This window comes from Acinetobacter sp. YH01008 (genome assembly GCF_013420435.1).
Lineage (GTDB): Bacteria > Pseudomonadota > Gammaproteobacteria > Pseudomonadales > Moraxellaceae > Acinetobacter > Acinetobacter pseudolwoffii.
Window position 1 is genome coordinate 22,921 of the sequence record NZ_VOYD01000002.1, and the last position, 12,889, is coordinate 35,809.

Below are 12,889 nucleotides of genomic sequence, written 5' to 3' on the forward strand. Positions count from 1 at the left end.
CCGGCATTATTCATCGGCCAAATTCAAAACCTGATGGGTATTCTGCCAGAGCTGCTGTGCCAATTTGGCTTGATCTTGCCCTAAGCTTTGTGCCAAACCTTCCAGTACATAAGGCAAGTTGGCAGGTGTATTGCGGGTACGTTGCTCACCTGACTGTTGACAGCATAACGGCGTCATATCCGGACAATCGGTTTCCAGCACCAGATGTTCTGCACCGACTGCCTGTACCACCTGATGCAGTTTCCTGGCATTCGGATTGGTAATCTGACCAGTAACACCAAGCTTAAACCCCAACTTGACAAAAGCCTTGGCTTCCTCGACACCTCCGCCAAAGGCATGTGCGATTCCACCCTGTTTAAACTGATGCTGTTTTAAAATTTGTAAAACTTCTGCATGTGATTTACGGATATGCAGCAAAATCGGCTTATCGAATTGTTGTGCCAGTTCAATTTGTGCAGCGAAAAAATCTTGCTGCTTTTGAAAAATTTCAGGTTGTTTATGCTGCTTTAAAAATGTGTCGAGACCGATTTCACCAATGGCAATGCATTGTTCAACTCTAAGCAACTGCTCTAAATCATGTAAATGTTCAGCCTGATGCTGTTCAATATAAAATGGATGCAAGCCGGGTGCCAAATGGCTATGCGGTGCATCTTTCAAGCCATTGATAAAACGATGGGTTTTTAACAAATCCTGAAAGCGGTTTTGCAAAAAGCCAATTAAAACCAGATGCTCCACACCTACCGCTTTGGCCGCATACGCCAGTTGCTCCCGATCATGATCAAAATCGGGAACATCAAAATGGGTATGCGTATCGAACAGTTTTAACTTCATTCGGCTTTAGATGCTAACGCTGGCTGTGCCTCGGAGGCTGCTGTTTCAGCTTGCGGCAGATATTGCGGTTTTAGCACGCCTTGTAGCTGCGCATAAGGAATCATTAAGCGCGGCAAACCCACCACATAAGGTCCGATTTCATATTCGGCATATTGTAAGATCAAACCTTCTTGGGCCAGATAAAAATTATCGGTCAGTGTGAACTTCCAGGCCTGTTCATATTCAGCGACATCTTTTGCCAGCTTGGACTCCATGACCCAGACTTTAAAAGCCTCATATGCCTGTGCTTCGAGTTTGGCTTTTTGCTTCTCGGCAATAATGTCATCCAGCTTGACCAGTGTTTGCTGTTCAAGATCAAAATTATAATAGCGCTGTGCAGATGCTCCGTGCGCACCTCCCAGATAATGGCTACTGTTTAGCACCACAGTCGCCAATGGATCACCCGAATTCAGAATCTTGGGCTTAATCATCAGGCTAATGCTATGACTGGCACTCAGTGCTTTGAGCTCCTTGTCCAGATTCAAGAAGGTCTGCATAGAAGGCTGAATTTGCTGCTCAAGCTGCTGTTTTGGTGTAGTGACCGTCGATAAGGCTGTTTTTGGTTCAGAAGCAGCCACTTCGGCTTCACTGGCAGCAGTGGCTTTTGCCGGCTCAATCGCATCGACAGACAGGATATTTTTTAACTGTTGCAAAATCTGCTGATCGATCCATTCATCAATAAAGCGCTGATTACTGTTCAGGCGTTCAATCGAAATTTCCGGACAGTTTTTACCCTCACACTCTGGAATCACCAGCTTGAGTTTTTCGGTATCACCACTAAGTTTCAGGACTTCTGGCTCGGTTTGTACCACTTCAGGAGAAGTCGGCTCTTTCGGCTCATTGCTCTTCGGCTGACATGCACTCAGTAAAACTGCGGATGCCAGTATCGATAGACAAAAAATATTCTTATATTTTGGCATTCATTACCCTTTTCAAAACGTGTAATTAATCCTGAGAGGATTACGACCTTTAGAACATATTCCGATAGACTTCGGCTTTCAAGACCTGTTGTGTTTGTTCTTTTGTTAAATAGATATCCAGTTGTTTGGCATCTTTGCTAATGTCATGACTACGATAATGCAGACCAATCCCTTCCTGATCGAAGAACCACTCAGCCTGCCCCCAATACAGTTTTTTCGGTGCTTGCTGCTGAACCTCGTGATTATTGTCTTTTAACCATTTTTCATAAGCGGTTTGAATGATCTGATCCATTAACAACTGTTGTTTGGGATCGATAATATCCAGTGGAGTCAGCATTTTTTGCTGTTGACGATCGACTACAAAAAAATAATAGCGCTCATACACACTGATATTTTCCTGTTTACTATCAATACCAATTTGCAGCAAGACATATTGATTACGCTGATAGGGAATGCGGGTATACAGCGATAATTCATAAGCCTGATTGAGCTGGAGTTGAGCCTGCCAGGCATCCGATTTTTTCACATAGGCATTCATTGCCTGTTGTAAACTCATATCCTGTTTTAAGCCAATTTGATCCTGAATTACCTTGGCCTGCTGTTTTTCGATCCAGTGATTCATCCAGGGATCAGCCGTATATAAAGTCTGGATATCGACATTGATACAGTTTTTGATTTCACAAAATGGCAAGGCGATCTTGGCCGGTTGTTCTTGAATATTCAGGTAAGGCAAAATACTGGCACTTTGCTTAACTGGCGTTGTTTTTCCATCCGGCTGGTCAAGTTCCGGTTCTTTTTCGCTTTTATCACAGCCACTCAGGACAAGACTTAAACCAATGACAGCACCGAGGGCGGCTTCCTTGCTGAACTTCATTTTTAAACAATCTATCAGGTTATGAATAGTTTAAATGTAACATAAAACAAAACAGCTTCCGGAGAAGCTGTTTGATATTTTTAGACGATATTTGAATACCTGAAAGTTTAGTGTTCGCGCGTATTATGGAACACGATGTCCGGATAACGTTCTTGCATGAGCTGTAAATTCACTCGGCTTGGCGCAAGATAAGTCAAGTGACCACCGCCATCGACTGACAACTGGTCGTGGGCTTTTTTCTTAAATTCGTTAAATTTTTTCTCGTCATCACAAGACACCCAACGAACAGTATTGATGTTCACGGGTTCGTAAACACAGTCAACTTTATATTCTTCTTTCAAACGATACGCCACCACTTCAAACTGAAGTACGCCCACTGCACCCACGATCAGGTCATTATTATGCTGTGGCATAAATACCTGTGTTGCACCTTCTTCAGACAACTCTTTCAGGCCCTTTTGCAACTGTTTCGATTTCAAAGGATCTTTTAAGCGTACACGGCGGAACATTTCTGGTGCAAAGTGCGGAATACCTGTGAACTGTAGCTTTTCACCTGAAGTAAAGGTATCACCAATCTGAATGGTGCCGTGGTTATGCAGTCCGATAATATCGCCCGGCCACGCTTCTTCCAGATGCTGGCGGTCACCGGCCAGGAAGGTTAAGGCATCACTAATCCGCACATCTTTATCCAGACGTACATGCTTCATTTTCAGGCCTTTTTCATATTTACCTGAACAAATTCGCATGAATGCAATACGGTCACGATGTTTCGGGTCCATATTGGCCTGAATTTTAAAGACAAAACCGCTAAAGCCTTCTTCATCAGCTTCGACAACACGAGCCTGAGTAGGATGGGCCTTCGGCGGCGGTGCATATTGACTGAAGGCATCCAGCACATGGTCAACCCCAAAGTTACCTAAGGCTGTACCGAACAATACCGGCGTTTGACGGCCTGCCAGAAATTCTTCACGATCCAATGGCTCATTGGCCATTTGCACCAGTTCAAGTGATTCTTCAAATGCAGCCCACGCCAGCTCACCAACTTTCTCACGAAGATCCGGATAGTCATAACCATCACGTATTTCGATTGTAGGAATGGTTGAACCAAAACCGGTTTTGTAAATGTAGAATTTTTCTTCGATTAAATTAAATACACCGGCAAAATCACGCCCCGTACCCAATGGCCAGGTGATCGGAACACATTTAATTTTCAGAACGTTTTCGATTTCATCCAGAAGCTCGAGTGGCTCACGGATTTCACGGTCCATTTTGTTAACAAAAGAAATAATCGGTGTATCGCGCATACGACACACGTCCATCAATTTAATGGTCCGGTCTTCCACCCCTTTTGCACCATCAATCACCATTAATGCCGAGTCGACGGCGGTTAAGGTACGATAGGTATCTTCCGAGAAATCTTCATGTCCCGGGGTATCGAGCAGGTTGATCATCTTGTCTTTGAACGGGAACTGCATCACCGAGGTCGTGATCGAGATGCCACGTTCTTTTTCCATTTCCATCCAGTCCGATGTAGCGGCCCGGTCAGACTTACGGCTTTTCACCATACCTGCAACCTGAATCGCCTGCCCCCATAACAGCAGCTTTTCTGTCATGGTGGTTTTACCGGCATCGGGGTGGGAAATAATGGCGAATGTACGTCGCTGAGCGACCTGCGCCGCTAACTCATCTTTAAAACTCATGGAAAATACCTACTGCAGAACCGCAGTGCTCAAGATCAAAAACGATCAATATGAAAATTGGCGATATTGTAGCAGATTTCTAAAGCCAATAAGTATGCCCACGGCTGAAGGAAATGACAGTATTTATAAGATCTACACTTGCTGACTGCTGGATTTTTCAGCCCAGATTGAGTCGGAAATAATACGGTTATGAAGCTTAAATATGGGAGTTTGTGTCATTCAACTGGCCTGCTGAATAACGCTAAATATAGGTCCACCGTACTCTTTAGTACCGCATTAGTAGCGTATAAAAATTCAAATTAAGACAGAAAATCCTGTATTTCCAATGACTCGACTGGCATCGGCTTTGCCAGCAAATAACCTTGTAATTGCTGACAACCGAGTCGAGTCAAAATATCTGCTTGCAGCGTGGTTTCTATGCCTTCAGCCGTTACTTTTAAACCCAGTTTAATCGCCAGCCGAATAATGCTTTCCAGAATCATTTCTTCTTTAGAGCCGACGCTAAGATCCTGAATAAACTCTTTATCAATTTTCAGTTCATCCACGGGCAGATTTTTTAGATATAAAAAGCTGGAATGTCCGGTTCCAAAATCATCAATCGCCAGCTGGATGCCGATATTACGTAATTGTTCAAGGGTACGAATACTGGCATCGATATAATGCATGGCGGTCGATTCAGTAATCTCGATCATCAAATGCTGCGGATTGATCTTATAGCGTTTAAACAGGTTTTGCAGATTAGCTAATAGATGCTTATGCTCAAACTGCACCGCAGACAAATTCACGGCAATCGGGAAAAAGTCGGTATTATTTTTTTCCCAGAGTTGGATCTGTTTGCAAGCCTGTTCCAGTGCCCAATAGCCCATCTGAATAATAAGCCCGGTTTTCTCAGCGCCATGAATAAACATATTGGGACCCAGCAACCCATGTAACGGATGCTGCCAGCGAATCAGGGCTTCTACCCCACAAATTTTTCGTTTACCGGTAAATTTGGGTTGATAAAACAGTACAAATTGCTGATCTTCAACTGCTTTATACAGATCATTAATCAGCTTGCTCTGGCTCTTGGATTCATGCTGATCAGAAGAAAAATTAAAGACTGAATAGGTATTGCGGCCCTGATATTTAGAACTGAGCATTGCAGCATCGGCATTTACCAGTAAATCTTGCAGATTTTTGCCATGCTCCGGATACATCGCGATTCCGATACTGCCCGAAATATTAATGGTTTTGCCATCAATCAGGAAGCTGTCCTGAATCAGATTTAGAATCTGCTCTGACATTTCTGAAGCTTTGCTGACGGACGTGTTTTCCAGCACCATCAGGAACTCATCGCCACCAATTCTAAGCAGCTTGGAACGGTCACCCCATAACTGATGAATACGCGCAGTCAGTTGAATCAGCAACTGGTCTCCGACCTGATGACCAAACACATCATTCACCGCCTTAAAACGATCCAGATCAATATATAAAAAGGCAATTTCCTGCTGATGTTGTTGCTTGGAAAACAAGATATCTGCGTATTCAGCCAGGTATAAACGGTTGGGTAATTTGGTGAGATTATCCTGGATATTTTGATTTTCGAGCTCTTTATTGGCCCATCGCAGTTGGCGATTCAGAGATGCCAGACGCAATTCTGAGAGAACCAGACGAATCATGGCAATCAGTAACAGAGCACTGATTAACACAACCGCGAACAACAGATCATAAGTCGCATGTGAAGATTCTGTGATTGGCGTAATCTCTGTTCTCTCAAAGTTGGCCCTAAGACTACTTGTATAGTGCATGGCTGAGACCCCGAGACTCATCACCACGATCGCGAGAGCCACTCGGGAAAATGACCAGATGCTTTGGATCATTAACCAGAGGGTAAAAATAGAAGCCGTAAAGACACTCAAATAAGAGAGCAACATCCAGCTGAAATCAAAATGATAGACATGACTTAAATGAATTGCTGTCATCCCAATGAAATGGATCGACCAGATCAATAGCCCCAGTAATGCGGCCGTTGCAAATAGCATGAGTGTTGCAAATTTTCTTCGCGACTCACGCCACCATATTTTTTGAATCGGCATCAAAAAATAGCCAGCGACGAAAGCAAAGAGAGTTGATCCGATGACCAGACTGATATCATGCTGAATAGGGATCATATAAAATGTTCCGTATTGGTCATCATTGTTATTATTCCCCTCACGTGTATTTCTATTTCCACCTGGTCAAGTTTAAAGCCGTCAGAATCGTAAAGTTGACAAGCAATGCACATGTGTCGCTGTGCAAAGCCTCTGGTTTTAAATAAAATTAGAATTTATATTTTTTTAATTCAGGGTCGAGAACAGATTCTGAAATCATGATGAGCATCAGCATAAAATATGACTTCTATCTTATGAGTCTTGAAAATTTTAGCAAATGTTTAAATCTATTTTTCCAGTTTATTTATTCGACCACCGTCACAATTTTTTTCTTTTTATTTAGACAGCTAGCAATTCATGTGAAAAATTTATTCTGATTTTTAAATAGCCGGATATCATAAAAAAATAGCCTGTCGAAACAGGCTATTTTTTTAGATCCTTAGATACTTAAATGGACATGCTTAAAAGTTACTGTTTGGCCTGTAACTTGGCATAATCCAGCAACACATGTGCAGCTTCGATCACAAAGGCTTCTTCTTCAGGAAGCGCCGGACGCTCTTTGGCTTTCATTTTGGCACGGGTTTCAATCAGTGCATCCATTGAAGCCTGATAAGTTTCCCAGTTCGGATAAGGTTTAAGACCTGTAGCCATACGACGGGTATTTTCTGCCTCCAGCGTTTTTTGCTCCATGGCAATCAACTCTGCTTTACGCTGTTGCAAGTCCAGTACCTGACGCTTTTCTTCCTCGGCTTTTTTCATCACCGCCTTACGCTGTTCCAGATACTTGAACTGAGAATCCAGCACGACCCGTTGCTGAGAAAGTTTAGCTAATTCAGGTACATATTTCTGTACTGCACCTTCACGTTTAAACGGTGCGGTTGGAATGGTATCCCACTGCAAGGCATTTTTAGCCTTACGCTCACCAAACTCTTCGTTATAAATATCGACCAGTTTAATGTCTGGCACAACCCCTTTATTCTGGGTACTACCACCAGTCACCCGGTAGAATTTACGCTGTGTCAGTGTCGCCTGACCATGGGCCAAGCTATCCAGTTGCACCTGCGCCGTACCCTTACCAGTGGTGGTACTGCCGATCACAATCCCGCGTTCATAATCCTGAATCGCTGCGGAGTAAATTTCGCTGGCCGATGCAGAGGCCAGATTAATCATTACTGCCAAAGGACCCGCATAGGTTTGTGTACCGCCATCATCATCTTCAAAGACGCTAACATTGCCATTACCATCACGAATCTGCACCACTGGGCCAGATTTAATCACCTGCCCCAACATACGTGCCACTTCTTCTAGTGAGCCACCTGGGTTATTACGCAAATCGACAATAATCCCGGCAACATTTTTGGCCGCCAGTTCTTTTAAAGCCTTATTGGTATCTTCAGAGACTGAACGATAATCTGTACCGGCACGACGTGCACGATAGTTCAGGTAGAACGACGGGATTTCAATCACACCATATTGATATTTCTTGCCATCGCGCTGAATGTCGACGACACGCGTACGCACACCGGCATCTTCTTCCTGAATCACATCACGGGTAATGGTCACGTTACGTGCCTGCCCCATGGTCGCGCCTGCACCGAGTAAACGTAGAGTGACTTTAGTGCCACGCTTGCCGCGAATCAGACCGACAATTTCATTGCTTGGCCAGCCAATCACATCGACCATCTGTTCGCCATCCTGGGCTACACCAATGATACGATCACCCGATTTCACCTGACCGGATTTACTCGCAGGACCACCTTCGACAATGGTTTCAATCTTGGTGTAATCTTCATTGCCACGTTCAGGACGAATCGAGACCCCAACCCCTTCGAGCTGCAAAGTGGTCTGACGATTCAGCTCCATCGCATCTACAGGCGGGAAATAATTACTATGCGGATCATAGGTCAGCATCATCGCATTCAAGGTCTTGTCGAGCACATCATCACTCTTGATCCGGCTGACACGTTCCAGCTGACGGGTATAACGCTTGGTCAAGGTTTGTGCAGGCGTCAGATCTTCAGGACCGGTAAGGTCTTGTCCATTGGCCAGTTCTGGATTGGCCTTCAGTGCTTTCTGTTTGGCCTGTTCTTCTTCTTTACTGATGGTCAGATTGATCAGCTGGGACACCAGCATTTTTGACCAGTGCGCGCGCTGTTCAGCCTCAGTTTTAAAGAATGGTGCTTTTTCACGATCCGTTTCGATATAGACATTTGGCTGATTCAGGTTCTGTGGTTTTTTCAGCTCATCCAGCATATAAGTATAGAACTGAGTCAGGCGCTGACGATATTGCGCATGGATTTCATAAGAACCCGACAAATTGCCAGCTTTCAGGTGAGCACCGAAATTGGCCCCATAACGTTTCTTGTAATTTTCAACTTCTGGTGCCAGAAATAAGCTATGTTCCGGATCCAGACTATCGATATAGAAATCGAAAATACGCTGCGAAGTCTGGGCATCCAGACGCATATTCAAATAGTGCTGACGGTCCACCAGCGTCGCCAGTTGACGTGATACCAACGCCTGTTCTTGAGATGGCTGAATGGCTTTGCTGACCACTTCTGCACTATTGGCTGCAATCGCATCATTCACGACATGGGTAAAAAAGAAGCCACCTGTCGCAATCGCAACGGCGCAAGCTATCGTTTGAAATTTCATAAATAATTCGTACTTCCTTGGCCTAGAGACCAATGTGACCGTGTTGCTTTTCGACCAGAATTTAAAGTATTCAGCATCTTAAACAACTTAATATGTTTATGTCGTGTAGTTTTATCATATTCTGTGCTAACAAAGTGTAGCAAATCATTGCAGAAATCAGGTATTGTTTCCCGGAAAAATTCTAAAACGGATTCCGCATATGATTGGCGCATTGATGCTCGACATCGCAGGCACAACCCTGACTCAAGAAGATATTGAACTATTCGGTGCGCCGCAAGTCGGTGGAGTCATTTTATTTGGACGTAATATCGAATCTGCGGCTCAAGTCCGTGCCTTAACCGATCACATGCGCCAGATTCGTCCTGATATTTTGATTGCAGTCGATCAGGAAGGTGGACGTGTGCAGCGCTTAAGACAGGGCTTTACCCTGCTCCCTGCGATGGGGAAATTTGGCGAACTGTATGCTCATGATTCGCAGCGTGCTTTAGATTTGGCCGAAAAATGCGGCTGGCTGATGGCGATTGAAGTACTGGCTGTCGGGATTGATTTCAGTTTTGCGCCGGTGCTGGATTTAAACGACATCAGTGATGTGATTGGTGACCGAAGCTTTGCCAGAAATATTCCGGATATTATTCCACTGGCCAGCGCATTTTTAAAAGGGATGAAACGTGCAGGAATGGCGTCAACCGGGAAACATTTCCCAGGTCATGGTTCAGTCAAAGCGGATTCACATGTTGCGGCAGCCATTGATATGCGCAGCTATGAAGACATTCAGCAAAAAGACATGCAGACCTTTATCCAGTTACAGCCGCAACTCGATGCTTTAATGCCGGCTCATGTCATCTATAGTCAGGTCGATCCAAACCCGGCCGGATTCTCGGAATTCTGGATTCAGAAAGTCTTGCGTCAGCAACTCGGTTTTGACGGCGTTCTGTTCTCGGATGATTTAAGCATGCAGGCCGCCTGTGTGGCAGGCGGTGCCGATGCCCGAATTCAGGCCGCACTGAAAGCCGGGTGTGATATGGGTCTGGTCTGTAATGATCGTGCAGCACAATGTATTGCACTGGAAGGCATTGCCGACCTGCCGTTGCCAAATCAGGAACGTTTAGAACGTATGCGCGGTCAAATTCCAGCGATTCAAATTGGCACTGAACTGGATCTGGGTGATGAATGGCGCAAGATTCGTGATGAAATACTGGTATTCAAGCAGCAGACTAGCTGAAACTTTTTAAATCCAATCAATATGATAAAGGAACACGACAAAGTGTTCCTTTTTTATTATGATGTTAAAAAGGCGCTACTTCTGTAGCACCCAACTAAAATAACAATAAGGTCAGAACCCTATGCCAAAATCACTTTCGCAGCATCGCCATATTTCTTTTACAGCACATTATACCGGCTATATCTGGTATCAAATGGGGATCTCACATCCGGTCTTTGCCACGACTAAAGGCAAATTTCTGGCCACACTGCTACATCCACTTGAAGTATGGGCAGAACGCTCTGTAGGTGGCAGTATGCGTACCACACTCAAGCAGCGCCATCAGATGATTGATGAACATCTGTGTCAGTTGATCGAGCAACATCCACAACTTCAGATTCTTGAAATTGCCTGCGGTTTGTCTCCACGTAGCTGGAATTTCAGACAAAAATTTCCCGAGATTGATTATCGCGAACTGGATCTTCCCGACATGGCCAGAATCAAGACCCAAGCCTTGCAGCAGATTGATCAGCAGGCTCCCGAAGTGCTCACTGCAGATATTTTTAGTGAAGAGTTGGACTGTATCTTTCAGATGTTTGATCCCGACCAACCTTTGGTGGTAATTAATGAGGGGCTGATTAATTACTTTGATCAACGCATGTTGCGTATTCTGTTGCAAGGTATTGCAGAGAATGCACGACATTTTCCAGCCTTGCATTACCTTAGCGACATTTACCCGGAACCCGTCAAAAATAAATTGGCGAATTTTATTTGGAGCTGTAGCCGTCTGCTTAAATTCATGTCACGCAGTGCATTTACCTTTCATTTTAAAACCCCCCAAGAATTACAGCACTTTTTTCAAGATGCCGGTTTCAATCAGGTTGAGGTACAACAACCGCAACGTTATTTTGCCGAGCCTCGTCAGCAAAATCTGACACCGGAGCAGGATGAACATCTCGGTGATCTGGTCTGGATGATTCATGCAGTGAAAAAAAACAGCGTTAAATGACGCTGTTTTTTTATTAAGCCCCGATTAAATCACTGCATCGAAAGCGTCTTCTTGCTGAAGGATTTTCTGTTGTTGCACAAAAGCCAATAAACGTTCTGCCACTTCAAAACTGCCATGTTTAAACAGGGCCCGCACTTGAGTCTCATCCTGTTCAAAGATCAGACATTCGATCTTGAACTCGCCGTTTTCATCTTCCAGATGCAAGGCCAGATCACGCGGATAAGCTGCGGCACACTCTGTCTGTCCTGCGTCTAACTCCAGCAATACTCCAAAGAAATTCATGTCGATAATTTCTACATTCAACAGCAGATCCGAATGACGATGACTCAAATAACGTTGTGGCTGTTGCACACAAATCCGTTCTTCACCGCGCCGTTCAATCTGCTGCATCTGTTCACGGCTAAACGGAATAATTCCCGGCAACTGCTCGACTGCTTCATCACGCAAGAAGGTGGCAAACAGATGCATAGTTTCTTTCCTGCGCTGCAACTGAGGCACATGGTCAGCACCGGCAATTTGTACATACTGCATATTTGGACATTGCAGGGCAAAATTGGCATTCTCATGTGGCAAGGTAAAACTGTCATATTGACCACAGGCCACCAGAACCTTGCACTGTGGAATCGGCACGTGGGTCAGACGCAATAGACGGTTGCAGTTAATATCATAACGCTCTTGTTCGGTCACCGTGAATTCTGACATCTGCTTGAAGAATAAGCGCTTTGCTGTTGGTGACATGCGGGTTTCTTTGAGACGGGCATGATTGACCAGATATAAAATGACCGCCTGACCAAATTCATCCATGCGCTGTTCTTTCATCAGATGCAAGGATTCTTCCAATAGCATGCGCCAGCTTTTGCGGGTTTTCTGCATTACGCCCATCAGGATCATCCGATCCACCAGTTCAGGGCGCTGGTCTGCCAGACAGGAGGCGACTACTGAGCCTAAGGACATGCCTAAAATTGAAACTTGAGGAAGTTGCATCTGCTCCAGCCATTGCCCCAGCATGGCAGCAAGGTCTTCAAGCTCCAGAGTTCCAGCCGACAGACCAGTATCCACATTGCTGATCTGCTGGTTGGCTCCCATCGAAGGCAAGTCAATCAGAATGATCGGGCCGGCAGCGAAGAGCTGTTCGACACAATATTTATAGGAATTAAAATTCTGGAAGGCGCCCCCAATGATCACCATCGGCCTGAGATGCAAGGTATCCGGACGGGCAATCGCCATATATTCGATTTTCCAGCCATCCATCCAGGTGCTTCGTGCTGGCTGCTTAAAACTGTGCTTATCATAAAGATCAAAAAAACCATAATGGCTTTGCGAATCCAATACATGGGCATCCATGTGGATAATGGAATTCATTTTCCTTTTCCTCCGTCCTTGCCTTATTTTTATTGTGCAAGTCATGATTAACAGATCTTATGCTTCAGACACATTCCGATGAGCCTGAACACGCATCCTGCTCTTTAATAATTATATATGACTTCAATGTCGCTTATTTCATTCTATACAGAGCGGCTTTTCACAAGCA

At 44.7% G+C, this 12,889-nt stretch carries 9 protein-coding genes; 2 read left to right on the forward strand and 7 right to left on the reverse strand.

Features of this window, described 5'->3' with window-relative positions:
- Positions 1-6: 6 nt before the first annotated feature.
- The 6 genes from FTT75_RS02145 to FTT75_RS02170 form a co-directional block, all read right to left on the reverse strand.
- Entirely contained in the window at positions 7-831 is an 825-nt protein-coding gene (locus FTT75_RS02145; RefSeq protein WP_100357524.1) for a TatD family hydrolase, read from the reverse strand.
- Positions 828-1,790, reverse strand: a complete 963-nt coding sequence (locus FTT75_RS02150; protein WP_005095611.1) for an RsiV family protein — start codon at positions 1,788-1,790, stop codon at positions 828-830. Before FTT75_RS02150 ends, FTT75_RS02145 begins: the two co-directional genes overlap by 4 nt.
- Positions 1,791-1,839: 49 nt before the next feature.
- Positions 1,840-2,664 carry a hypothetical protein gene (locus FTT75_RS02155; RefSeq protein ID WP_159138495.1) on the reverse strand — a complete coding sequence of 275 codons (825 nt, stop codon included), beginning with the start codon at positions 2,662-2,664 and terminating at the stop codon, positions 1,840-1,842.
- Positions 2,665-2,771: 107 nt separating this feature from the next.
- Positions 2,772-4,364 carry a peptide chain release factor 3 gene (locus FTT75_RS02160; RefSeq protein WP_005095608.1) on the reverse strand — a complete coding sequence of 531 codons (1,593 nt, stop codon included), beginning with the start codon at positions 4,362-4,364 and terminating at the stop codon, positions 2,772-2,774.
- 299 nt (positions 4,365-4,663) lie between these two features.
- Positions 4,664-6,514, reverse strand: coding sequence for a bifunctional diguanylate cyclase/phosphodiesterase (locus FTT75_RS02165; protein ID WP_180185853.1), 1,851 nt, complete (start codon positions 6,512-6,514; stop codon positions 4,664-4,666).
- A 447-nt stretch (positions 6,515-6,961) separates the two neighbouring features.
- Positions 6,962-9,148 (reverse strand): carboxy terminal-processing peptidase, encoded by a 2,187-nt coding sequence (locus FTT75_RS02170; protein WP_180039725.1) that lies wholly within the window; start codon positions 9,146-9,148, stop codon positions 6,962-6,964.
- A gap of 199 nt (positions 9,149-9,347) precedes the next feature.
- On the opposite strand from FTT75_RS02170, the gene nagZ reads away from it, so the two are divergent.
- Both nagZ and FTT75_RS02180 read left to right on the forward strand, forming a co-directional pair.
- Entirely contained in the window at positions 9,348-10,370 is a 1,023-nt protein-coding gene (gene nagZ, locus FTT75_RS02175; protein WP_180085586.1) for a beta-N-acetylhexosaminidase, read from the forward strand.
- Positions 10,371-10,491: 121 nt separating this feature from the next.
- Positions 10,492-11,358 (forward strand): class I SAM-dependent methyltransferase, encoded by an 867-nt coding sequence (locus tag FTT75_RS02180; protein WP_005172745.1) that lies wholly within the window; start codon positions 10,492-10,494, stop codon positions 11,356-11,358.
- A 24-nt stretch (positions 11,359-11,382) separates the two neighbouring features.
- On the opposite strand, the gene FTT75_RS02185 is transcribed toward FTT75_RS02180, so the two are convergent.
- Positions 11,383-12,720, reverse strand: coding sequence for an alpha/beta fold hydrolase (locus tag FTT75_RS02185; protein WP_005172747.1), 1,338 nt, complete (start codon positions 12,718-12,720; stop codon positions 11,383-11,385).
- Between the last annotated feature and the right edge of the window lie 169 nt (positions 12,721-12,889).

Bases quoted from the DNA above. Each gene is read 5' to 3' on its own strand.
- FTT75_RS02145 (WP_100357524.1), bottom strand. From the start codon at position 831: ATGAAGTTAAAACTGTTCGATACGCATACCCATTTTGATGTTCCCGAT.
- FTT75_RS02150 (WP_005095611.1), bottom strand. From the start codon at position 1,790: ATGCCAAAATATAAGAATATTTTTTGTCTATCGATACTGGCATCCGCA.
- FTT75_RS02155 (WP_159138495.1), bottom strand. From the start codon at position 2,664: ATGAAGTTCAGCAAGGAAGCCGCCCTCGGTGCTGTCATTGGTTTAAGT.
- FTT75_RS02160 (WP_005095608.1), bottom strand. From the start codon at position 4,364: ATGAGTTTTAAAGATGAGTTAGCGGCGCAGGTCGCTCAGCGACGTACA.
- FTT75_RS02165 (WP_180185853.1), bottom strand. From the start codon at position 6,514: ATGATCCCTATTCAGCATGATATCAGTCTGGTCATCGGATCAACTCTC.
- FTT75_RS02170 (WP_180039725.1), bottom strand. From the start codon at position 9,148: ATGAAATTTCAAACGATAGCTTGCGCCGTTGCGATTGCGACAGGTGGC.
- nagZ (WP_180085586.1), top strand. From the start codon at position 9,348: ATGATTGGCGCATTGATGCTCGACATCGCAGGCACAACCCTGACTCAA.
- FTT75_RS02180 (WP_005172745.1), top strand. From the start codon at position 10,492: ATGCCAAAATCACTTTCGCAGCATCGCCATATTTCTTTTACAGCACAT.
- FTT75_RS02185 (WP_005172747.1), bottom strand. From the start codon at position 12,720: ATGAATTCCATTATCCACATGGATGCCCATGTATTGGATTCGCAAAGC.